Genomic DNA, 22,172 nt, shown 5'->3' with positions numbered 1-22,172 from the left:
GCCACTCGAACGGTAACCCGATGATGGACGTTTCCGCCGCGCGGTTATCCCTCTGACCGGGTCAGGAAGCCGGTCGTGGGGGCGGGAACCGGTCGATTCAGGACACGGCGGCCGACCGCGATGGCCGAGTTCGGCCGCACTGTCCGAGCCGGCGGAGGATGACTGTCCGTCCGAGTCGGCGGAGGATGCGCGTCTGTCCGAGTCGGTAGCTGTCCAAGTCGGGGGAGGATGACTGTCCGTCCGAGTCGGTAGCTGTCCGAGTCGGCGGAGGATGCGCGTCGGGAGATCGGCGCGGGCGGATCAGCGCCGCAGCGCGGTGGCCAGCAGGCTCAGCCCGCCCGCCAGGGAGCTGGTGCCGAGCACCGTCCAGAAGACGTCCATCGGCAGCGAGGCCGCGGTACCCAGGCCGGTCAGCACCACGCGGGCCGGGCGGCGCGGGTCGTAGCAGACCCGCACCGAGCTGCCCGGCAGCAGTCCGACCGGCCGGCTCAGCGTGGTGGTGCCGCGCGGGCGGGACAGCACCACGGCGGCCTCGGCCGGCTCACCGGGAGCCACCAGGGCGGGCAGCGTGGCGTAGGAGAGCAGCGGGGCCGGGTCCGCCACCTGGCCCTGGGCGGTGTCCGGCACCACCAGGGCGGTCACCGGGACGCCGTTTCGGCGCAACCGGTGGCGCAGGCGCAACTCCGCCGCGCACCAGAACAACAGTGCGCCTCCGAAGAGCACCAATACGCCCCCTGCGACCGTCGCCGGCTCCTCAGCCACCCGTCTCCCCCTCACCTGCTCCCCGGGAGGATCACCGGGCAGCCTGGAATCTCCGGGCAGCCTGGCAAGGCGGGGACAACCGGAGGCGGAGCCGCCGGGTCCGTCAGGGAAACGAGAGGTCACGACTGGGTGAACGCTGCTCCCCGGGTCGGGGAGCAGCGTCCGGTGGCAGGCTGCTCTAGCCGACGCGCTGCCTCAGCCAGCGCGCTGCCTCACACGGCGGGCTGCCTCACACGGCGGGCTCGATGAAGCCCTGCTCGACCAGCAGCCGCAGCGACTCGGGCACCCGGTCGCGCAGCCCGGACCCGTCCTCGTCCAGCAGTCGGGCAATCGCGTCCACGATGTCCCCGGCCGCCAGCGAGCCGTCGCAGACCCCGGCGAACCCGGCGCCCACCGTGTCGACCTTGGTGGCCCGGCGCATTCCCCGGCCCTGCCGCAGCACCACGTGCTCCGGATCCTCCGCGCCCGGCGCGCCCACCTGCTCCTGGACCACCTCGTCGGCCAGCAGGTAGCGGGCGGCGAGCAGCGCCGCGTCGTCGTGCTCGCGCAGGAAGTCCTGCCGGGCGAACCACCGCTCGATGTGCGGGCCGAGCGGCTGCTCGACCGGGTGCGGCCACTCCTCGATGCGCACGGCCGGCTGCTCGGCGCCGGAGTTGCGCAGCGTGATCCAGCCGAAGCCGATGCCCTCCACGCCCGCCGCCTCGAAGGCGTCCAGCCACTCGTTGTAGCGGGCCTCGTAGGCCTCCCGGCCGGCCAGGTGGTCACCGCCGTCGCGGAGCCAGAGTTCCGCGTACTGTGCCACGTCCTGCACCTCGCGCTGGACCACCCAGGCGTCCAGACCGGTGCCGGCCACCCAGCCGGCCAGCCGGTCGTGCCAGTCCTCGCCCTTGACGTGCTGCCAGTTGGCCAGCAGCTGGCAGTAGCCGCCGGGCTCCAGGTGCGCGGCGGCGGACCGCACCAGGCTGCGGCAGAGGTCGTCCCCGGCCATGCCGCCGTCCCGGTAGACGAACCGGCTGTCGGGGGAGATCACGAACGGCGGGTTGGAGACGATCAGGTCGAACTTCTGATCTCCGACCGGCTCGAACAGGCTGCCCTCGGCGGTCTCGACGTGGTCGAAACCGGAGAGCGCCAGGGTGAGCTGGGCGAAGGCCAGGGCCCGCGGGTTGAGGTCGGTCCCGGTCACCCGCTGGGCGTGCCGGGCCGCGTGCAGCGCCTGGACGCCGGAACCGGTGCCCAGGTCGAGCACCGACCGGACCGGGCGGCGGACCGCCAGGTTGGCCAGCGTGGTGGAGGCCCCGCCGACCCCGAGCACCAGTTCGCGGCGCGGCACGCCCGCTGCGCTGCCGCCGCCACCGATCCCGCCCGCGCCGCCGACCGCGCAGCCGAGGTCGGACACCACCCAGGCGTCGGCGCTGTCCAGGCCGGCCACCTCGTTGGCGTACGGGCGCACGTCCACCGTGGCCCGGACCAGATCGCCGTCGGCCGTCAGCCAGCCGTCGATCAGGCAGTCATCGACCGGCAGGGCCGCCGCGGCCGCCGCGTACGAGGCCGGCTGCTGCAGCAGGAACAGCCGGATCAGCGTCTCGAGCGGCGTGCCGCCCCTGGTCGCGCGCAGCGCCGGCACCGCCTCGTTGCGGGCCAGCGCTGCGTAGCCGGTCGGGCCGAGCAGATCGAGGCAGCCGTCAGCGGTGTAGGAGGCGGTCAGCAGCGCCTCACGCAGGCGGGCGAGGCGGGCGGGATCGGGGGTGGGAAGCGTGGTCACCCGCCCATTCTCCCGCCTGCCGGGGCCGCTGCCGCCTGTCAGGGCGCGACACGGTCTGCGGTTGGCCCCAGCTCGGTGGTTCGCGTCAGCTCGGCGGTTCGAGCTCGGCGACGGTTCGCGTCAGCTCGGCGAGGCGGACCCGCTCGGGGAGCCGCTGCCGTTCCCGCTCGGGGAGCCACCCGCGCTCGGGCTGCCACTCGGGGAACCGGACGCGGAGCCGCCCGCTGCCGGGCTGCCACTGGACGGGGCGCCCGGGGAGGCACCGGTCGAGGCGGCCGGCGAGCCGCTGCCGGACGGAGCCGCGTTCGGCGCCGGGCTGCCCGAAGCGTCCGCCGCGGCCCGGCAGCCGGGCTGGCGGGCGAACGCCTTGCCCAGATCGCCGGTCTGCACCGTGGTCATCGCGGTGTTCGACAGCTTGGCCAGCTGCTGCGCCTGGTCGCCGATGCTCTTCAGGCCGTCCGCGAACTTCCCCTGGTCGTTGGTGGGCAGCGCGGTGAGCTTCTGCTGCACGTCCTTGAAGCCCTGGGAGGCCTGGTGCAGCTCGTTGACCGCGTCCTGCTGCACCCCGGCGCCGTTGGCGATCTTCGGGGCTCCCGCCTTGCTCATCGCATCGGCGATCTGCTGGTTGCTGGTGCTGAGCTGGCCGAGGTCGCCGGACAGCCGCTTCTGCAGGTCGGCCGCGGACTCGTTCTGCTTGACCTGGGCGGTGTCGTCCAGGGCCGCACGGGACTGTGCGACCGGGTCGCGCAGCCCGTCGCAGACCTGCTGGGCCCAACCATCGAGCGCCTTGCTGTTGTCGCTGCTGCTGTCGGTGCAGGCCGCCGCACCGGTGGCGAGCAGCACCCCGAGCAGCGGCAGGGCGAGCACTCGGCCCGCACCGCCCGGCCGGAAGCGCCGCGCTCCGTTCCGCTCGCCGTCCACCAGTAGTCGCCCGTCCACCTGGAGAGCCCTCCATCAGTCGCCATCGGTCCCGAGTGAACCTACCCGACACCCCTGCCCGACGAGTCCGCCCGCCGGATCGGTTCCCGCCGAACGGGTCTGGGGCCGGGGGCTGAGCAGGGACTTGAGCAGGGTTCGGATACGGGTCGGCCCCCAGCGCGAGGACCGCGCCGGGGGCCGACCGTCTTCGGGGACCGGTGGGCTAAGCCATCGGCTGACCGGTGGGCTCAGCTTCGGGTGACCGCTGGGCTCAGCCGCCCGCCTCGGCGGTGACCGCGCTGCCGGCCGGGGCCTGCCCCGCCACATCCACGGTGCGCCGCTTGGACGCGTACACCGCGCCCACCACCAGCAGCACCGCCACCGCAGCGATCGCACCGCGCAGCCCCGCGCTGGCGTGGGCGCCGTAGCTGAACCTCACGATCGCCGGTGCGATCAGGAGCGAGACCAGGTTCATCACCTTGAGCAGCGGGTTGATCGCCGGTCCGGCGGTGTCCTTGAACGGATCGCCGACCGTGTCGCCGATCACCGTGGCCGCGTGCGCCTCGCTGCCCTTGCCGCCGTGCGCGCCGTCCTCCACCAGCTTCTTTGCGTTGTCCCAGGCGCCGCCGGAGTTGGCCAGGAAGACCGCCATCAGCGTGCCCGCACCGATCGCCCCGGCGAGGTAGCTGCCGAGCGCGCCGACGCCGAGGCCGAAGCCCACCGCGATCGGTGCCAGCACCGCGAGCAGGCCCGGGGTGGCCAGCTCGCGCAACGCGTCCCGAGTGCAGATGTCGACGACCTTGCCGTACTCGGGGGTCTCGCTGCCGTCCATGATCCCGGGGTGGTCGCGGAACTGCCGGCGGACCTCGAAGACCACCGAACCCGCCGAGCGGGACACCGCGCTGACGGCCAGTCCGGAGAAGAGGAAGACCACTGCCGCGCCCAGCAGCAGGCCGACCAGGTTGTTGGGCTGCGAGATGTCCAGACTCAGCCCGGCCGGGCTGCCGATCACGGCGGTACCGCCCGCGCTGGTCACCGCCTCGCCGATCGCGTCGGTGAACGAGCCGAACAGCGCGGTGGCCGCGAGCACGGCGGTGGCGATCGCGATGCCCTTGGTGATCGCCTTGGTGGTGTTGCCCACCGCGTCCAGCTCGGTCAGCACCCGGGCACCGGCACCCGCCACCTCCCCGGACATCTCGGCGATGCCCTGGGCGTTGTCCGACACCGGGCCGAAGGTGTCCATCGCCACGATCACACCGACCGTGGTCAGCAGTCCGGTGCCGGCCAACGCGACGGCGAACAGCGCCAGCACGATCGAGCCGCCGGCCAGCAGGTAGCAGCCGTAGACCGCGGCACCGATCAGCGCCGCCGAGTACACCGCCGACTCCAGGCCCAGCGAGACCCCGGACAGCACCACGGTGGCCGGGCCGGTCAGCGAACTGCGCCCGACATCGCGCACCGGGCGCCGGGAGGTCTCGGTGAAGTAGCCGGTCAGCTGCTGGATCAGCACCGCCAGCACGATCCCGATCAGCACGGCGAACAGCGCGAACAGCCGGGGGTCGCCGCGATGGGCGGCGATCGCGGACGGCACGTGCCGCAGGCTGCCGAAGCCGGACGGCAGCACCGTGAACGCCGCCACCGCCACCAGCACCAGTGAGACCGCTGCGGAGAGGAAGAAGCCCCGGTTGATCGCGGTCATGCCGCCGCGGTCCCGCTCGCGCGGGGCGACCGCGACGATGCCCAGCACCGCCGTGAGCACCCCGATCCCCGGGACGATCAGCGGCAGCACCAGGCCGGCGTCGCCGAACACCGCCCGGCCCAGCACCAGCGCCGCCACCAGGGTCACCGCATAGGACTCGAACAGGTCGGCCGCCATGCCCGCGCAGTCGCCCACGTTGTCACCGACGTTGTCGGCGATGGTGGCCGCATTGCGCGGGTCGTCCTCCGGGATGCCCTGCTCGACCTTGCCGACCAGGTCGGCGCCGACGTCGGCCGCTTTGGTGAAGATGCCGCCGCCGACCCGCATGAACATCGCGAGCAGCGCGGCACCGAACCCGAAGCCCTCCAACACCCGAGGCGCGTCCGCCCGGTAGACCAGCACCACGACGGTCGCACCGAGCAGACCCAGGCCGACGGTGCACATGCCGACCACGCCGCCGGTGCGGAAGGCGATCCGCATCGCGCCACGCTGGGCCGACCGCTCCTGACCATCCGTCACTCCGCGTGCCACCGACGCCACCCGTACGTTGGCCCGGACGGCCAGCCACATGCCCAGGTAGCCGGTGGCGGCCGAGAACGCCGCGCCGACCAGGAAGAACAGCGAACGTCCCAGGCGCTGCGACCAGTTGTCGGCGGGCAGCAGCATCAGCAGGAAGAAGGCGCCGGTCGCGAACACCGCCAGGGTGCGGAACTGGCGGGCGAGGTAGGCATTGGCGCCCTCCTGGACCGCTGCGGCGATCCGCCGCATCGCCGGGGTTCCGGCATCGGCTGCGAGCACCTGACGAACCAGCAGAAAGGCCACGCCGAGCGCGGCGACGGCGATCAGTGCGATCACCAGGACCACAATCCGGTTTCCACCGGTGAGCACCGCACCACCACTGGAACCGTCGGCCAGAATGTTCATGATTTGTGGGCGCACCGGTGCCCCTGATCCGAATTCCGGTGCCGAGTCGAGTGTGAATCCCGCCATGCGTCCTCCCCGACGGCCGGCGCACCGGCCGGTCCGGACGGTGCGCTGCTGGCTCTGGTGGCACAGGCGACCGGGACGAGGACGACCGGGACGGGCCGGACCGCCCCGCCCCGACCGGGTATCCACGAGTGAGTGTAGGAATCCGCCGGGGATTCAAATAGACCGTGGACGGCGCAGAAAAAAGAATCATGGGCGACGGCCGGTAGCCCTGGTTTTCGGCCACCCCACCGGGATCCCGGGGTTGTCCGACCACCCCGGGATTATCCAGCCATCCCGGGATTACCCGGCTGCCACGGAATTGTCCGGCCATCACAGAATTGCCCGATCGCCTCAGAATTCACCAGGAGCGCCGGAATTTCTGGGCTCGCCAGAGCTCACCGAGCGCGCCAGAGCTCGCCGGGTGCATCAGAGCCTGCCGGGTGTATCAGCATCGGTCGAATGGCACCACAGATCGCTGGCGCGCCATCAGGCCCGATGGACCCACGCGCCACTGACCAATGATCAGATCAGGCGATCCAAGGCTCAGGCTTCGGGCTGATCCGGGCTCAGGCCGGGTTGATCGGCCAGCTCATGCGGATCAGGCCGCCGTCGTCGTCGCGGCCCACCTCGACGTCCTCCACCAGGCCGGTGATCACCGCCAGGCCCAGGGCGTCATCGCTCGCATCGCCGCCCTCGGCGGCACCGCCGTCGGCAGACGCGGCAAGCTCACTGTGCTCGCCGGCACCATCGCCGACCTCGATGACGAAACGCTTCTCCTGATCGATCAGCGCCACCCGCACGGCACCGCCCACGCCGCCCTGCTGATGCAGCCCGACGGCGCGCGAGCAGGCCTCACCGACCGCCAGGCGCACCTCGTCAAGAGCCGACTCGTCCACACCGGCGCGTCTGGCCACTGCGGCCGCCACCAGTCGTGCGGTCCGCACGTGTTCGGGAAGGGCGCTGAAGCGCAGTTCGACGGTTGCCATCTCTCCCTCTCGGGGTTTCCCCGCACTCAGGCGTACCGAGCGTCGGACCGACCCGGGACGGCGGCGACAGCCGCCTACTCGGAGCCGCTGGCACGCCCGACCGTCCGGGGCTGGTCCAGGGCAGCGAACGGACCCGGGCCGCCCGCACGACGGCGGGCGGTCCGGGCCACGCCGGATCAGTCGGTCGCCTGGACGGCGTCCTCGACCGAGGTGTGGATCGGGAACACCTTGGTCAGACCGGTGATCCGGAAGATCTTGAGGATGCGCTCCTGGGTGCAGACCAGGCGCAGCGAACCCTCGTGCGCCCGGACCCGCTTCAAGCCGCCCACCAGGACACCCAGACCGGTCGAGTCCAGGAAGTCCACACCCTCCATGTCGACGACCAGGTGGTAGCTGCCGTCATTGACGAGCTCGACCAGCTGCTCGCGAAGCTTCGGGGCGGTGTACACATCAATCTCGCCACCAACCCGGACGACCGTGCGGTCGCCTACGGTTTCGGTCGACAGGGTCAGGTCCACGGAACCTCCAGCACCTTGCCTTGCTAGGTCACATTGCGTTCTCTACGGCGAGCCGGACGCACCGGCAGCCGAAACCACCGATCCCGCCCAGACGGTCTCCACCGCCGGTCTCCACCGTATGAACGGTCTCCACCGCATGGTCGAGCAACCGGCCCAGATGCTGCCGGTCCGGCCAACTGGCCGCCACCGCCTCATTCAACCACTTGGCACCATGCCCGCACGATGGCTTGCGGCGATTCTCCGTCACTCCGGTGACACACTGGGTCTCCATGCCGCCCAGCCACCGCCCGCCCGAGGCCCAGCTCGACCTCCTGGTCGCCAGCCGGGGCCGCTCGGACCGACTCACCCATACGGAGCATCTCCCCGCGCGCCAGGGACGCCACGCCCCTTGGCCCGAATCGATCCGTCCCGAGATTCGTGCCGCCGCGCTGGACCTCGGCATCCGCCGGCCCTGGACCCACCAGGTCGAAGCGATGAATTTGGCCAAAGCAGGCCAAACTGTGGTGATCGCCACAGGAACCGCCTCAGGCAAGTCACTCGGATATCTGGCGCCCGTGCTCAGCGAACTGCTGACCGGTACCGAGGCACCCAACGGCCGCGGCTCGACCGCGCTCTACCTGGCCCCGACCAAGGCGCTCGCCGCCGACCAGCGCCGCCGGGCCACCGAGTTGGCTCCCGAGCGGGTGCGCGCCGCGCTGTACGACGGCGACACCCCGCCGCAGGAGCGCGAGTGGGTCCGCCAGTACGCCTCCTACGTGCTGACCAACCCGGACATGCTGCACCGGGGCATCCTGCCCGCCCACCCGCGCTGGTCCTCCTTCCTCAAGACGCTGCGCTATGTGGTGGTGGACGAGTGCCACAGCTACCGCGGCGTCTTCGGCTCCCATGTCGCCCAGGTACTGCGCCGACTGCGCCGGGTCTGCCGGCGCTACGGCGCCGACCCGGCGTTCCTGCTGGCCTCCGCGACCACGGCCGACCCGGCGGCGACCGCCGAATGCCTCACCGGCCTAACCGCCCACGCGGTGACCGAGGACGCCTCACCGCGCGGCCAGATGGTCTTCGCCCTCTGGGAGCCCCCGCTGACCGAGCACGTCGGCGAGCAGGGCGCGCCGGTGCGGCGGACCGCCACCGCCGAGGCCGCCTACCTGCTCACCGACCTGGTGACGGCCGGCACCCGCACGGTGGCGTTCGTCCGCTCCCGCCGCGCCGCGGAGTTGGTCGCGCTGCAGGCCCAGGACAATCTGGAGCCGCAGTTGGCCAACCGGGTGGCCGCCTACCGCGGCGGCTACCTGCCCGAGGAGCGCCGGGCGCTGGAGCGCGATCTGTACTCGGGGCGACTGCTCGGCCTGGCCTCCACCTCCGCCCTGGAACTCGGCATCGACGTGTCCGGCCTGGACGCCGTCCTGCTGGCCGGCTACCCGGGCACCCGGGCCTCGCTCTGGCAGCAGGCCGGGCGGGCCGGCCGCGAGGCCCAGGGCGCGCTGGCCGTCCTGATCGCCCGTGACGACCCGCTGGACACCTACCTGGTCCACCACCCCGAAGCCCTGTTCGCCCGGCCGGTCGAGGCCACCGTGCTGGACCCGGACAACCCGCACGTCCTGGCACCCCACCTGTGCGCGGCCGCCGCCGAACTGCCCCTCACCGAGGCGGACGTCGAACTGTTCGGCCCGACCGCCGCCGCGCTGCTGCCGGTACTGGAACGGCGGGGGCTGCTGCGTCGCCGGGCGGACGGCGCCTGGTACTGGACCAGACGGGAACGCGCGGCCGATGCCGTCGACCTGCGGGGCACCGGCGGGGCACCGGTGCAGATCGTCGAGGAGTCCACCGGGCGGCTGCTGGGCACCGTGGACGCCGCTGCCGCGCACACCACCGTGCACACCGGCGCCGTCCACCTCCACCAGGGCCGCAGCTACCTGGTGCGCGAGCTGGACCTGGAGCACTCGGTCGCCCTGGTCTCCGCCGCCAACCCCTCCTACACCACCGCCGCCCGGGACATCACCTCCATCTCCGTCATGTCCACCGAGCAGACCGTGGCGTGGGGCGAGGGCACCCTGAACTTCGGCTCGGTCGAGGTGGTCAACCAGGTAGTGGGCTACCTGCGCAAGCGCATCGCCACCGGTGAGGTGCTCGGCGAGACCAAGCTCGACCTGCCGCCCAGGACCCTGCGCACCAGGGGGGTCTGGTGGACCGTCACCGAGGACCAGCTGCTGGATGCGGTGATCCCGTTCGACCAGCTGCCCGGTGCCGCGCACGCCGCCGAGCACGCCTCGATCGGCCTGCTGCCACTGTTCGCCACCTGCGACCGGTGGGACATCGGCGGCGTCTCGGTTCCGCTGCACCCGGACACCCAGCTGCCCACGGTCTTCGTCTACGACGGCCATCCGGGCGGCGCCGGCTTCGCCGAGCACGGCTTCCGCCACGCTGCCCGCTGGCTGACCGCGACCCGGGACGCCATCCGAGCCTGCGAGTGCGACCGAGGCTGCCCGTCCTGCGTGCAGTCGCCCAAGTGCGGCAACGGGAACGATCCGCTGGACAAGGCCGGCGCGGTCCGCCTGCTCAGCGCGCTGCTCGCCGGTGCGCCGGCGGACGATGCCGAGGGCGCGGAGCGGGCCGGGGGCGGCGCGGAGGCGGGAGCGGAAGCAGGAGCCGACGCAAAGGCGGGAGCGGGCGCAGAGGTGGGTGGGAGCGTGGAGGCAGGGGAGAGCCCGGGGGCGGGAGGGGCTGCCGAGCCAGGGGGTACGGAGGCCGGCAACGGTTCCGCCGGATAGCCGGACCGCCCGGGCGCATGGTTGGTCCGCCGAGCGCGGGTCGCCGAGCGGGACGGGGTCGGCGACCGGGCGGGGGCTGACGGCCGGCTCGGAGGGAAGCCGACCGATGGGACTGCGTGGCCCGTTCCGGTCAGCAGGCCGCAGATCCGCCGCTTCGAGAGTCGGCAGATCGGGCAGGCCCGCCCCATCCGTCCAACCGAGCGACCAGACCGGACCCGCTCGGGCCCGTGCGCTGGCCGGCCCAACGGGCAAGCGGATGCCGCCCACGGGTGCGCTGACCTCGACCTCGACGCTGTCGTCCGCGCGGTTCACCGTGCAGGAGACCAGTGCGGTCCGCTGCGCCGTCGCCAGACTCGCCGCCCGGGCGCAGCCACCGTCGGCATCCACCAGCAGATGGCCGGCGGCGGCTAGTGCGGCCAGGTCGGCGGACGACTCGGCACGGTGGCGGGCGGCAAGCACCGCACCGAGGGACAGGGCGACCCCGCAGACCGCCAGCCCCGCCACAACGAGCCCGACGAGCCAGATGCTGGCCGACCCCCGGTCGCGTTCCGCCCCGGAACCGCCGTGTTCTCCCTCGCCAGGTCAGACCCGGTCATGGCGCAGTCACTCCCTTCCCGTTGTCGTCTCGCTGACCGTCGCCTCGCTGGCCGTCTCACTGGCTGCTACGGCCACCGCCGAGACCTTCAGCGTTGAGGCCAGTCGGCCGATCCCGGGGCACTGGGCCTCCACCAGCACGCGGACCGTGTCCGAGGACTCGACCACCTCCACCGCCGCTCCCGGTGGGGCCACCTTGCGGGCCTGGTCCGCAGGGTCCGCGTCGCCCCGAGCCGCGGCCCGGGCCGCCACCCTCGCCGCGTCGATGCACCGCAGTTGGGCGGCGGCCACCAGTACTCCCCAGACCAGCAGCAGCATCAGCGCGATCAGCGCCGGCAGCAGCACGGCCGTCTCCGCCGTGACGTAGCCGCCGTCGCAGACGCGACCCGCGGCCCCGAGCCGGCGTCGGAGCAGGCCGGGGCCACCGCCGTCAGAGCGCATGAAGGGCTCGATTCACCAACTCGGTCAGCGCGTCACTCACCGCACCACCGGTGATCACCTTGTAGAGCACCCCGGCGAACGCACACGCGGTGACGGTGCCGATGGCGTACTCGGCCGTCGACATGCCGGCATCCGGCAACGCGGCCCAGCGGTCGCGGGAGCGCCCACCGATCCGGCGCAGCCCCTGTCCCACCGAGTCCCTGACACGAGCGAACGGGTGCGACCGCGGACCGGGCGGGGCTGCGGATCGCCCGGGCGACGAGGAGGCCCGCTGGGCCGGCAGCGCGGCCCGGCACCTCGGCAGCGCGGCCGAGCGGTCATGGGACGGCAGCGGGGAGAAGGTCGCCACCGGCACCGACTCATCGGTTGTACGGCTCATGAAAGGCACTCCGATCCGTGAACTGGATTTCTGATTTGCCGATGTGATGTCTCGTCAGATCTGCAAGGCGATGGAGGACACCAGGCCCACCATCACCGGGACGATGCCGATCAGGACGAAAGCCGGAAGGAAGCAGAGGCCCAACGGCACGGTGGCCAGCACTCCCGCCCGTTTGACCCGGGCATGCGCGGCCCGCTGGGCAGCGGCGCGTTGCGAGGTGGCAAGTCCCTGGAGCGGCAGGGCTGGTGGCGATCCGCTGAGCGTGGTCCTGATCAGGCAGCGAGCCAATGACCCCAGCGGCGCACTGTCCTGGCCGAACCGCTCCCAGCAGGCCATCGGCGGAGCTCCAAGCGCCAGCTCCGCGGCCACGGCGGACAGCCGGCTCTCCATCGGCTCGCCGACGGTTCGCGCCACCGCCTCCGCTGCCTGCGCCGGTGATGCGGTCGAACCCAGGCAGGCCGCCAACAGATCGGCGGTCAGTGGCAGTTGTGCCAGCAGCAGGCCGTCCTCCCGAGCCTGCCGCTGGGCGAGGGTGGGGCTCGGTGACGGCAGCCGGCGGCGCAGCAGCACCGCAGTCGCCACCCCGGCGGGCAGGCCCAGCAGCCCCGGAACGATCCAGGCCACCACCGCGCCGGCGAACATGGAGACCGCGACCACCGGGTCGAGCCGCTTGCCGGTTCGCCAAGCGATCAAGCACTTGCTCACCCGGCCATGGCGGGCAGAGGCCACCGGCACCCCCACCCGAACTGCCCGGCGGCGAGCGGCCCGGCGCCCGAGCCAACGCCGGATCACCACTGCCGTAGCCACGATCAGCTCGGCGAGCGTCACCCCGACCGTCAACCCCACCAGCCACATGGGAGGCGCGGTGGCGGCCCCCGAGTGTGGGCCGAGATAAGCGCTCATCACACCGCCTCCGCCCTGCCGCCGATGCCCCTGGCAACCGGCTGCCCTCCCGGTCCTGTCCCGATACCGGCCCCACAGCGCTCCATGGCGCGGCTGGGGCCGCCGGGTCGGCGCGATCGCCACTGGCCGCCTCGCAGCACCAAGCGGCGGCCCGGCTGGGCGGGTTGGGGAGGCTCAGGCCGGCGGTCCGGCTCGGGACGGTCGGCAGAGCCTGTGGTGCCGCCGGCCTGAACCCCGAGATCGGCCATCGCCTGGCGAACGATCCGCCCGGTCCACATCAGGCCAGCGGTCTCCAGCAGCACCCCGACCACCAGGCATCCCACGCCGAGCGGAGTGCGCAGCAGGATCCGCAACGGTCCGGCCCCCAGCGCCGTCCCCAGGGCCAATCCGAAGGCGGGCAGCGCCGCGAGCACGATGGCCGTGGTGCGCGGCCCCGCCAACTCGCTGCTGATCTCCTCGCGGAGCGCCCGGTCCGCCCGAAGCGCCTCGGCCACCCGGTCCAGGGCGACCGCCAGACCGCTCCCGCTGTCCGCGGTCACCTGCCAGCACGCCGCGATCGCGTTGGCGCCGCCAGCGCCGGGCAGGGTGGCGAGCCAGCGCAGCGCAGCAGGCACATCGGCCCCGTAGCGAGCCGCCGCCAGCCGGGCCGCCGCCTCCGGGCCGAGCCGGCGCAGCACCTCGCCGGACTGTGCGGCCACGGCATCGAGCGCCTGCTCGGGCGTCGCCCCGCTGCGGAGTTCGGCGGCCACCGCCGCACACAGCTCGATCACCGCCGCGGTTCGCTCCCGTGCCAACCGGTCAGCCTGGTGCCGCAACCGCCACCTGCGGCAAGGGAGGACCAGCAGCGCCGCTCCGACCAACGGCACCACCGAGTCCAACTGCCAACCGGCAAGCGCTCCGCACGGCAGCAGGACGAGCTCCGGCGCCAGCCCTCGCGGCAACGGCCACGGCTCGCCCTGGGGCCGCCGTCCGAACAGACCGGCCAGACGGCCCGGCAGGCGCCCGGCCCATCGCGCCGCCGGCAGCTCGGCTGCGGGCTGCGCCAGCACCGCCGCGGTTCGCCGCAACCGCCGGGCACGCCGGTCGAGCCGGGCCCGCCCGAGGGCGGCGGCTGCCACCAGCAGGCCGATCGACAGCAGCGGCAGCAGACGCCCGTTCATCGGTTCCCCCAACGGGTCATCACGCCGCGGGCGGCACAGAGCCGCACCAGGCGGTCCCAGCCGGGCCCGCAGCTGACCAGGCCGTCCGACCTGAAGATCACGGCGAGTGCGGTGACTGCCAAGCCGGACGCGTTGCGGTCCAGGGTGTGCAGCTCGGCCACCCGGCGCCGACCGCTGCGGTGGTCGCGAGTCAGATGGATCACCAGGTCGAGCCCGGCCAGCAGCTGGCTGTGCAGGGCGAGTCGCCGCAGCCCCGCCATCGACCCGAGGGCTTCGAGCCGGGCCGGGACGTCGGCCGCCGCGTTGGCGTGCACCGTGCCACAGCCGCCCTCGTGCCCGGTGTTGAGCGCGCTCAGCAGATCGAGCACCTCGGGGCCCCGCACCTCGCCCACCACCAGCCGGTCGGGCCGCATGCGCAGTGCCTGCCGGACCAGGTCCCGCATGGTCAGCTCGCCGAGACCCTCCTGGTTGGGCGGCCGACCCTGCAGCCGAACCACATGCGGGTGATCCGGCAGGAGCTCCGCGGAGTCCTCGGCGATGACGATCCGCTCGCCGTGCCCGGCCATCCCCAGCATCGCCGCGAGCAGGGTGGTCTTCCCCGAGCCGGTCCCGCCGGACACCAGGTAGGAGAGCCGGGCCCGCACGATGCCGCGCAGCAGGTCGGCGCCGGTCTGCGGGATGGCCCGGGACGCCACCAACTCGCCCAGGGTGAAGGGCCGCGGGCGACAGATCCGCAGTGAGATGTGGGTGCAGCCGGTCGCGATGGGCGGCAGCACCGCGTGCAGCCGGGTGCCGTCGGGCAGTCGGCCGTCGACCCACGGCCGGGCGTCGTCCAATCGACGACCTGCCACGGTGGCCAGTCGGTGCGCGAGGTGCCGCACCGCTTCGGCACTCGGGAAGCGGACCGAGGTCTCCCGACGCAGCCCGTCGCCGCGGTCGACCCAGATCTCATCGGGCCCGTTGACCAGGACGTCCGTCACGCCCGGGGCGCTGAGCAGCTCGTCGAGCGGACCGGCGCCGACCAGTTCCGAACGGACCGCGCGGACCGCGTCCAGCACCGAGTCGCCATCCAGCGACGGGCGGGCCGCCCGGACCGCAGCCGCGACCTCCGAGGCGGTCGGCGGCGCCCCGGCCTCGGCCAGGCGCAGCCGGACCGCGTCGAGCAGGGCGGTGGCTCGCTCCGGTACGGCACCAGGGCCGGCGGACGGGCCGGCGGAAGGGCCGGCGCCCGCGCGGCGGCGCAGTGCCGTCAGCGCGGCTCGGCCGGGCACGTGGTCAGGCCTGGTCACCCGGCCGTGGTGCTGGAGCGGGCGACCCGGGGGCGGGGCAGCGGCGTTCATGATGGGGTTCCTCCTTCGCTTGGTGGCAGGACTTGGCCCAGGTAGGCGGCACAGAAGCGGGCGAGCGGGCCGTGGCCGCGCGCTCCGGGCGGGCGGCCGTGTTCCATGTCGGCCGCGAGGCCGGTCTCGTCGGGGATCTCGCCGGCCAGCCGCAGGCCCAGCCCTTGAGCGATCTCGGTGCCGCCCAGCCGGACCCGTCCGGATCGCCGGACGACCGCCCGTAGATCGGACAGGCGCATCCCGGCGGCCGCCGCGGTCCGGCGGGCCGCGGCCATCGCGCGCAGTTCGGCGGGCAGCACCAGCAGGCCGGTGTCGGCCTGCTCGAGCGCTTGGGCGGCGGCCGGATCCGGTCGGCGTGGCAGGTCGACGACCACCAGGCCACCGCGCCGCCGGGCGGCAGCCAGAACGCCGCGCATCGCCTCGGGCGGGATCGCCGTGGTCTCGCCGCGGTCCCAGGAGAGCAGGTGAAGCCCGTGTGGCCGGGGCAGCGAGCGCGTCAGCTCCGCCCCGTTGAGGCGGCCGCGCACGGCGGCGAGATCGGGCCAGCGCAGCCCGTCGGCGGTCTCGGCGCCGAGCAGCACGTCCAACCCGCCACCGAGCGGGTCGCCGTCGATGAGCGCGGTGCGATGGCCGGCTCTGGCTGCGGTGACGGCCAGGGCGCAGGCGAGAGTCGAGGCGCCCGCACCGCCGCATCCGCCGAGGACGGCGACCGTCAGCGCCGGGGTGACCACGCCCTCCAGCGCGTCCGTGATCCGGTCCAGCAGCCAGGCCTGCGAGTCGGGCAGGAAGAGCACCTGCTCGGCGCCGAGGTACACGCCGCGCACCCAGATGTCGCAGTCGTCGAGGTCGAGGCCGCACAGCAGCACGCCCGGCCTCCGGGGCAGGCCCGCGCACTGCTCGGCCTGGTCGTCGCCGACCAGCACCAGCGGCGCGGACTCCCAGAGCTGCGGCGGCGGCACTCCGGCGCAGACGCGAGGTTCGGTGCCGACGGCGGCACAGAGCCGTAGCAGGTGCTCGGTCAGCTCCTCGTCCCTGGTGAGTACCAGCGGGGACGGGCGGACCGGCCGGCCGGAAACGGATTCGCTGGAGTGGACGATCGACGTCGACACGGCGTTCTCCCCGAGGCGGATTGGTGATTTGACATCCCGCCAGCAGCGCATCGCTGCGGCGGACTGCTGTCACCGTGCCGCGTGGATCGGATTCCGTCAGCGGGGTGCCGAATCCCTGTGGATAACCCCGGGGATGTGGATATCCGGACTCACCCGGATGGCGTCGCTTCACCCTTCCGGGCACATGCCATCAGCACAATTGACGGCACTCTCGAGGCTTGTCGGAGTGCCATCAAGATGATTACTCAGAGTAGCGAATCAAGGGTTCTGGCTCCCCCGCCGACCCCGCTGCGAACGCCTCCCCCAGCACCCCCGAACGCCCCCGAGGCCACAGGGTCGAGCTCGGAAAATGGCCCCGGACATGCGACGACCCCCGCCGGGGGGGAGAGCGGGGGTCGTCTATCCACGGCCCGACTCGGGGGGGAGGAGCCGGACCGGGTTAGCACGGTCGCGAACGATCCGTGACTTCCATGGTGTACCCGAGCGGCCAGAAACACAAACCAGCAGGCCCCCGAGTCCACCGAATGGCGGTCTGATCGGAACCGCCATCTATCCTCGGTTCCTGTGGACACCACCGAGAACGCCGACATCGCCCATGGTGCCGAGAACTCCGGACCGGACGCCGCACCGAATGCCGCCACAAGCGCCCGCACCACCGTCCCACCCTCGCCGGCGCCGACCATCGCGGCCGCCCCGGCCGACCGTGCCGACGGTGCCCGACCGGCCCGCACCGCGGCATTTTTCGACCTCGACAAGACAATCATCGCGAAGTCGAGCGCCCTGGCCTTCAGCCGACCGTTCTACCAGGGCGGCCTGATCAACCGTCGGACCGTACTCAAGAGCGCCTACGCGCAGTTCGTCTTCCTGGTCGGCGGCGCCGACCACGACCAGATGGAGAAGATGCGCGCATACCTCTCGGCCATGACCAGGGGGTGGAACGTCCAGCAGGTGCGCGAGATCGTCGCCGAGACGCTGCACGGGCTGATCAACCCCCTGATCTACGAGGAGGCCGCCGCGCTGATCGCCCAGCACCACGCGGCCGGGCGCGACGTGGTGATCGTCAGCAGCTCGGGCTCGGAGGTGGTGGAGCCGATCGGCGCGCTGCTCGGCGCGGACCACGTGATCGCCACCCGGATGCAGATCGAAGACGGCTGCTACACCGGCGAGATCGAGTACTACGCCTATGCCGACAACAAGGCCGCGGCTATCCGCGAACTAGCCGCCCGCGAGGGCTACCAGCTCGCCGACTGCTACGCCTACAGCGACTCGATCACCGATCTGCCGCTGCTGGAGGCGGTCGGTCGCCCGTCTGCCGTGAACCCGGACCGCGGACTGCGCAAGGAGGCCACGGCCCGCGACTGGCCGATCCTGTATTTCGACCGGCCGATCGAACTCCACCGCCGACTCCCGGAGTTCAAATCGCCGAGCGGGGCGACACTGACCGCCGTGGCGATCGGCACCGCCTGTCTGACCGCCGGTCTGCTCTGGCAGCTGTCGAAACGCCGACGCCCCGGGGCCTGAATCGCTGGCGCAGTGAAGTCACATATTCGGACCAAAGCAGACAAAAAGTAAAGACTTCGCCATTCGAGTTCCGTTTGCCCGGGATCCGAGATACAAAGGACTCACGGCCCGCGAGACCCGGAAGGACCCGAAGAGGTCATACCGACACCGCAGTTCAGGCCCCACGGACCGCGTACAACTTCCGAGCACCCACGTGCAGCCGACCCGCGATCGGGCCGCCGCACCAGGCGAACGGGCAGGATCCCCGCCTGATGGGCACTTCCGGTGCACGCATGGTCACCCGGAAGGACGTACCAGCGGCGACATCAGCAGTCAGGATGTCGCCGCATCCCTGTGTTCGGCCCTCGGTCCGACTTCTGATTCGGGCTCTTCAGCCCTGCGCGGCCCCGGTCAGACCATCCCCCGCTGCATCGCCTCGCAGACGGCCGTGCTCTCTCGAACGCCCAGTCCGACGGCCCGCCCGTTGTGTGCGATCCAGGCGGCCATCCCTTGGGGCGTCCCGGACAGGTAGCCCGCCAGTGCATCGCGGTACGCGACCGTACCGAGCTCCGCCAGGCCGACCTCGACCGGGCAGATCGCCTTCGGGTCCAGGCCGTCGGCGATCAGCACCAGCCGCTGCGCCGCCCTGGCCACCAGCCCGTTGTGACTGCGGAACGGCCGTAGCGCGAGCAGCTCACCGTGCACCACGGAGGCGGCCACCAGTGCCGGCGCGCCCTGCTCGGCCCCGCCTGCACCGGCGCGGGCAACCAGCAGCTGGGCCAGCTGGTCGAGCCGGGCCGCCACCTCGGCCGGCGACGGCGCTTCGGACAGCCGCGCCCCACCGCCCACCGCCGACTCGGCCGTGGCGCCCTCCCCCTCCCGGGCCGGCAGGTCCAAGGGAAACAGCTCATCCGCCGCCTCGCCGGTCTGGCGCGGCCGCCCGGCCGCAGGATCGGCATCGCCGACCGCCAGCAGGTGCAGGCGGGCCAGCACCTGCAGCGGAGACGTCCGCCAGATGCTCAGCAGCTGGCCGACCTCGGCCGAGATGCGCAGCGCCGCACCGACGATCCGATCCTCGGCTCCGACACTGAAGTCGCTGCGCCGCCGCACCTCCTCCAGGGGCCAGTCGGCGCCGGCGAGGGCCGCGGAGGCGCGAGCGCCGCGCAGCGCGGCCTCGGAGGTGACTTCAGGCGCACGGCGACGCATCACCCGGTGCCCGTAGAGCCGGTCAACGGCCTTGCGGACCTCGGCGACGGACTCGGGCACCCCGGGCAGCTCGGCAAGCGGGGCCAGCGGATCAGTTCCAGTGCTCACCTACCCGAGAGTAACGACCCACCGCAAGAGTCCTCCACCGCAACCCCGGCATCACCCGTTAGAGGCAATCCGCGCCTTCCCCTGGGCGGCGGCCGCCGAGCCCGGACTACCATGAGCCCTATCGAAGACGATAACGATTACTAATAACGCGCCAGTGCGCGGTGATCGACGGAGCGAGAGCCGGGAGAGTCCAGATGAAGATCGCCTTCGTCGGCAAGGGCGGGAGCGGCAAGACCACGCTGTCCGCACTGTTCATCCGCCACCTGGCCGCGGCGGGCCGACCAGTGATCGCCGTTGACGCCGACATCAACCAGCACCTGGGCCCGGCCCTCGGGCTGACGGACGACCAGGCCGCGCGACTGCCGGCCCTGGGCGCGCACCTGCCGCAGATCAAGGAGTATCTGCGGGGCGGCAACCCCCGAATCGCCTCCGCCGACCTGATGATCAAGACCACGCCGCCCGGCGAGGGCTCCCGCCTGCTGCGGATCGTCGAGGAGAACCCGATCTACGCGGCCTGCGCCCGGCCGGTGGCGCTGGACGAGGGCTCGGTCCGCCTGATGGTCACCGGCGTCTTCACCGAAGAGGACCTCGGTGTCGCCTGCTACCACTCGAAGGTCGGCGCGGTCGAGCTGCTGCTCAATCACCTGGTCGACGGACCGGGCGAGTACCTGGTGACCGACATGACCGCCGGCTCCGACTCGTTCGCCTCCGGGCTGTTCACCCGGTTCGACCTGACCTTCCTGATCGCCGAGCCGACCCGCAAGGGCATCTCGGTCTACCGGCAGTACAAGGAGTACGCGCGGGACTTCGGCGTCGCCCTGCGCGTGGTCGGCAACAAGGTGCAGAGCGCCGACGACCTGGCCTACCTGAGGCGCGAGGTGGGGGACGACCTGCTGGCCGCATTCGGCCACTCGGACTGGGTCCGCCGCCTGGAGCAGGGCGCTGAACCAGGGCTGAGCTCCCTGGAGCCGGACAACCGGGCCGTCCTGGGCGCGCTGCAGCAGGCCACGGATGCCGCCTTCGAGACACGTGATCCGCGCCGGTACACCGAGCAGGCCGTCCACTTCCACTTGCGCAATGCGGAGAGCTGGGGCAATGCCAAGGCCGGCGCCGATCTGGCAGCGCAGATCGACCCGGACTTCACCCTTCCCCCGGCTGGCGCCCATGTGCCCGCAGCCCTGGACGGCACGAGCCAGGCCGCCGCAGGAGTCTGACGCCTGATCAAAGCCGCTGTGCAGTCAGCACCGCCAAGGGGGCGGTGTCCACGCCGTTTCGGCATGGACACCGCCCCCTTGGCATTCCGGAGCACCGCATTCTCGAGCTCGATCACGCCCCCCGAAGCCACCGGCGGTGCGCCGGGGGCGCCTGATAGGCCTCATGCGCCACCCACCCGAGTGAATGTGTTTGTCAGGACTCCCACCCTCCCACGTGCTGTGCGAAGCTTCCATTACTGATCATTTACCAACTCTTGGTGCTGTGGGATGACGGCCCGGCCCATCCGTGACATCTCGTCAGCGCTTTGGTGAATTCGACGGTAACTGCACCCGCCACACCCGACTCCTCAGGAGAGGAGAGGACCATGACCCTCCACACCTCACACGACTCCCAGTGCGACGCCGGCGCCGTCGACAGCCACGCACCGCACCCGGCCGGGCACCGCTGCCGCCCCTGGACGCCATGGGTCGGCCACCACTGCATGGAGCAGCCCGGCGGTGATCCGCATGGGCGGCTTCTGGCGGGCGTGCGCGGTTTCCAGGCGCATACGGCGGAGCTGGTCCGCCCCGAGCTGGCCCGACTGGCCCGCGAAGGCCAGCGGCCCTCGCAGCTCTTCCTTGCCTGTGCCGATTCCCGGCTGGTGACCAGCATGATCACCAGCAGCGGTCCGGGAGACCTGTTCACCGTGCGAAACATCGGCAATCTGGTGCCCGTCCCGCATGAACCGGGCGCCGCCGACGACTCGGTGGCAGCGGCTGTGCAGTACGCGGTCGAGGTGTTGCAGGTCCGCAGCATCACGATCTGCGGGCATTCGGGCTGCGGAGCGATGAACGCACTGCTCGACGGGGTTCATGAGCAGCCGGGCAGACCGACACCGCTGGCCCGCTGGCTGCGGAACGGGCGCGGCTCGCTCGCCCGGCTGGCCCGCGTGCCGGCCGAGTTCGCGGATCGGCCGGTCGCCGATCGGGTGGAGCAGCTGTGCATCACCAATGTGGTGCAGCAGCTGGACCAGTTGATGGCCAACCCGGCAGTCGAGCGGCGGGTGCTCGGCGGCGAACTGCAGCTGATCGGGATGTACTTCGACTTCGCGGCCGCACAGGCCTACGTGCTCGACCAGGCAACCGGGCGATTCGGCGCCGTGGCCAGCCGCCAGGGGATCATCAGCGCAGCCTGAGGTCTGATTCACCATCGGGGAGGTGCCGGCCTGATGACCGGCCGCCCGGCGGCACCCGCAGGCCGCCGCTGACGGCGCCACAGGCCAGTCGCACCCGCGCGCAGCACCCCTCCCGGCAGCGGATCCGCCCGGCTCTCACCCGTAGCCGATCCGCTGTCGAAGAGCCCAGCAGGCCCGCCTACTTCAGCAGGCGAGCGAGCTCCGCAGGGGTCACGTATCCCGGCCAGCGATGGTTGGGGAAGAGGCTGACCCCGGCATCGCGATAGCACTGGTCGACCAGTTGCGAGCAGATCTGGTGACGACTGTCGGCAACGAATCCCTTGAGCAGGCCGTTGCCCGGCAGCCGGAACCGATGGGTTGCCAGCGCCAGGTAGTCAAGGAAGCTGTACGGCACTCCGAGGTAGCGGTGTGCCGCCGAGACGATCGCCGCACGCTGATTGTTCGTCAGGGGAAAGCGCTCACTGGACCAGCGGATCGGCCTGTCCTGATAGGTGGCGAGCGGAGTCTTCCGGGCGCCACCCGGCTGAGCCTCGATCACCATGTCGTCGCCGACCAGGATGAAGGCGTGCTCGTAGTCGGCGTACCCGTCCCCGTTGAGCCACTGACCGATCCTGATCAGCCGGCCGACTCCGCCGGTGATCCGCACCACGGCGAAGTCACC

Annotated in this window: 18 protein-coding genes and 1 pseudogene; 4 read left to right on the top strand and 15 right to left on the bottom strand. The window is 72.3% G+C overall.

Annotated elements, in window-relative coordinates:
- Positions 1-300 precede the first annotated feature (300 nt).
- The 6 genes from E6W39_RS23490 to E6W39_RS23465 form a co-directional block, all read right to left on the bottom strand.
- Positions 301-723 (bottom strand): hypothetical protein, encoded by a 423-nt coding sequence (locus E6W39_RS23490; RefSeq protein WP_141635203.1) that lies wholly within the window; start codon positions 721-723, stop codon positions 301-303.
- 268 nt (positions 724-991) lie between these two features.
- Positions 992-2,524 (bottom strand): DUF7059 domain-containing protein, encoded by a 1,533-nt coding sequence (locus tag E6W39_RS23485; protein WP_141635202.1) that lies wholly within the window; start codon positions 2,522-2,524, stop codon positions 992-994.
- Between the two features lie 120 nt (positions 2,525-2,644).
- A complete protein-coding gene (locus tag E6W39_RS23480) occupies positions 2,645-3,463 on the bottom strand; it encodes a hypothetical protein (RefSeq protein ID WP_141635201.1) in 819 nt (272 codons plus the stop codon).
- A 250-nt stretch (positions 3,464-3,713) separates the two neighbouring features.
- Entirely contained in the window at positions 3,714-6,065 is a 2,352-nt protein-coding gene (locus E6W39_RS23475; protein ID WP_141635200.1) for a sodium-translocating pyrophosphatase, read from the bottom strand.
- A gap of 611 nt (positions 6,066-6,676) precedes the next feature.
- Entirely contained in the window at positions 6,677-7,096 is a 420-nt protein-coding gene (locus tag E6W39_RS23470; protein ID WP_141635199.1) for an ATP-binding protein, read from the bottom strand.
- Between the two features lie 176 nt (positions 7,097-7,272).
- The gene (locus E6W39_RS23465) at positions 7,273-7,614 is read right to left on the bottom strand and encodes an STAS domain-containing protein (RefSeq protein ID WP_101380996.1); all 342 of its coding nucleotides are present in this window, start codon (positions 7,612-7,614) and stop codon (positions 7,273-7,275) included.
- 269 nt (positions 7,615-7,883) lie between these two features.
- Here E6W39_RS23465 and E6W39_RS23460 point away from each other — a divergent pair, with 269 nt between their 5' ends.
- Positions 7,884-10,382 carry a DEAD/DEAH box helicase gene (locus E6W39_RS23460; RefSeq protein ID WP_141635198.1) on the top strand — a complete coding sequence of 833 codons (2,499 nt, stop codon included), beginning with the start codon at positions 7,884-7,886 and terminating at the stop codon, positions 10,380-10,382.
- Between the two features lie 222 nt (positions 10,383-10,604).
- Here E6W39_RS23460 and E6W39_RS40525 read toward each other — a convergent pair.
- The 7 genes and pseudogenes from E6W39_RS40525 to ssd all read right to left on the bottom strand — a co-directional run.
- Positions 10,605-10,913, bottom strand: a pseudogene (locus E6W39_RS40525) (Rv3654c family TadE-like protein); the annotation flags it as partial.
- Positions 10,914-10,985: 72 nt separating this feature from the next.
- Positions 10,986-11,417 carry a TadE family type IV pilus minor pilin gene (locus tag E6W39_RS23450; protein WP_141635197.1) on the bottom strand — a complete coding sequence of 144 codons (432 nt, stop codon included), beginning with the start codon at positions 11,415-11,417 and terminating at the stop codon, positions 10,986-10,988.
- Complete coding sequence (locus E6W39_RS43620) at positions 11,407-11,796, bottom strand: DUF4244 domain-containing protein (RefSeq protein ID WP_323809072.1); 390 nt, start codon at positions 11,794-11,796, stop codon at positions 11,407-11,409. Before E6W39_RS43620 ends, E6W39_RS23450 begins: the two co-directional genes overlap by 11 nt.
- A gap of 54 nt (positions 11,797-11,850) precedes the next feature.
- The gene (locus E6W39_RS23440; protein WP_141635196.1) at positions 11,851-12,699 is read right to left on the bottom strand and encodes a type II secretion system F family protein; all 849 of its coding nucleotides are present in this window, start codon (positions 12,697-12,699) and stop codon (positions 11,851-11,853) included.
- Entirely contained in the window at positions 12,699-13,859 is a 1,161-nt protein-coding gene (locus E6W39_RS23435) for a type II secretion system F family protein (RefSeq protein ID WP_141635195.1), read from the bottom strand. The genes E6W39_RS23440 and E6W39_RS23435 overlap by 1 nt, the downstream gene beginning before the upstream one ends.
- The gene (locus E6W39_RS23430) at positions 13,856-15,199 is read right to left on the bottom strand and encodes a TadA family conjugal transfer-associated ATPase (protein WP_141635194.1); all 1,344 of its coding nucleotides are present in this window, start codon (positions 15,197-15,199) and stop codon (positions 13,856-13,858) included. The genes E6W39_RS23435 and E6W39_RS23430 overlap by 4 nt, the downstream gene beginning before the upstream one ends.
- Positions 15,196-16,308 carry a septum site-determining protein Ssd gene (gene ssd / locus E6W39_RS23425; protein WP_228718314.1) on the bottom strand — a complete coding sequence of 371 codons (1,113 nt, stop codon included), beginning with the start codon at positions 16,306-16,308 and terminating at the stop codon, positions 15,196-15,198. The genes E6W39_RS23430 and ssd overlap by 4 nt, the downstream gene beginning before the upstream one ends.
- 681 nt (positions 16,309-16,989) lie before the next feature.
- Here ssd and E6W39_RS23420 point away from each other — a divergent pair.
- Positions 16,990-17,829: an HAD family hydrolase gene (locus E6W39_RS23420; RefSeq protein ID WP_141637908.1), complete on the top strand. Its 840-nt coding sequence runs from the start codon at positions 16,990-16,992 to the stop codon at positions 17,827-17,829.
- 390 nt (positions 17,830-18,219) lie between these two features.
- Here E6W39_RS23420 and E6W39_RS23415 read toward each other — a convergent pair whose 3' ends face one another.
- Positions 18,220-19,122, bottom strand: a complete 903-nt coding sequence (locus E6W39_RS23415; protein ID WP_141635192.1) for a Fic family protein — start codon at positions 19,120-19,122, stop codon at positions 18,220-18,222.
- A gap of 194 nt (positions 19,123-19,316) precedes the next feature.
- Here E6W39_RS23415 and E6W39_RS23410 point away from each other — a divergent pair, with 194 nt between their 5' ends.
- On the top strand, positions 19,317-20,336 hold the full coding sequence (locus E6W39_RS23410; protein ID WP_141635191.1) for an ATP-binding protein: 1,020 nt from the start codon (positions 19,317-19,319) through the stop codon (positions 20,334-20,336).
- A 365-nt stretch (positions 20,337-20,701) separates the two neighbouring features.
- The gene (locus E6W39_RS23405; protein WP_141635190.1) at positions 20,702-21,511 is read left to right on the top strand and encodes a carbonic anhydrase; all 810 of its coding nucleotides are present in this window, start codon (positions 20,702-20,704) and stop codon (positions 21,509-21,511) included.
- A 178-nt stretch (positions 21,512-21,689) separates the two neighbouring features.
- Here E6W39_RS23405 and E6W39_RS23400 read toward each other — a convergent pair whose 3' ends face one another.
- Entirely contained in the window at positions 21,690-22,160 is a 471-nt protein-coding gene (locus E6W39_RS23400; protein ID WP_228718313.1) for a C40 family peptidase, read from the bottom strand.
- Positions 22,161-22,172 lie beyond the last annotated feature (12 nt).

The organism is Kitasatospora acidiphila, from assembly GCF_006636205.1.
GTDB lineage: Bacteria > Actinomycetota > Actinomycetes > Streptomycetales > Streptomycetaceae > Kitasatospora > Kitasatospora acidiphila.
This window is presented reverse-complemented; position numbering and strand designations above follow the sequence as displayed.

Bases quoted from the DNA above. Each gene is read 5' to 3' on its own strand.
- E6W39_RS23475 (WP_141635200.1), bottom strand. From the start codon at position 6,065: ATGAACATTCTGGCCGACGGTTCCAGTGGTGGTGCGGTGCTCACCGGT.
- E6W39_RS23470 (WP_141635199.1), bottom strand. From the start codon at position 7,096: ATGGCAACCGTCGAACTGCGCTTCAGCGCCCTTCCCGAACACGTGCGG.
- E6W39_RS23460 (WP_141635198.1), top strand. From the start codon at position 7,884: ATGCCGCCCAGCCACCGCCCGCCCGAGGCCCAGCTCGACCTCCTGGTC.
- E6W39_RS23450 (WP_141635197.1), bottom strand. From the start codon at position 11,417: ATGCGCTCTGACGGCGGTGGCCCCGGCCTGCTCCGACGCCGGCTCGGG.
- E6W39_RS43620 (WP_323809072.1), bottom strand. From the start codon at position 11,796: ATGAGCCGTACAACCGATGAGTCGGTGCCGGTGGCGACCTTCTCCCCG.
- E6W39_RS23440 (WP_141635196.1), bottom strand. From the start codon at position 12,699: ATGAGCGCTTATCTCGGCCCACACTCGGGGGCCGCCACCGCGCCTCCC.
- E6W39_RS23435 (WP_141635195.1), bottom strand. From the start codon at position 13,859: ATGAACGGGCGTCTGCTGCCGCTGCTGTCGATCGGCCTGCTGGTGGCA.
- E6W39_RS23430 (WP_141635194.1), bottom strand. From the start codon at position 15,199: ATGAACGCCGCTGCCCCGCCCCCGGGTCGCCCGCTCCAGCACCACGGC.
- E6W39_RS23410 (WP_141635191.1), top strand. From the start codon at position 19,317: ATGAAGATCGCCTTCGTCGGCAAGGGCGGGAGCGGCAAGACCACGCTG.
- E6W39_RS23405 (WP_141635190.1), top strand. From the start codon at position 20,702: ATGACCCTCCACACCTCACACGACTCCCAGTGCGACGCCGGCGCCGTC.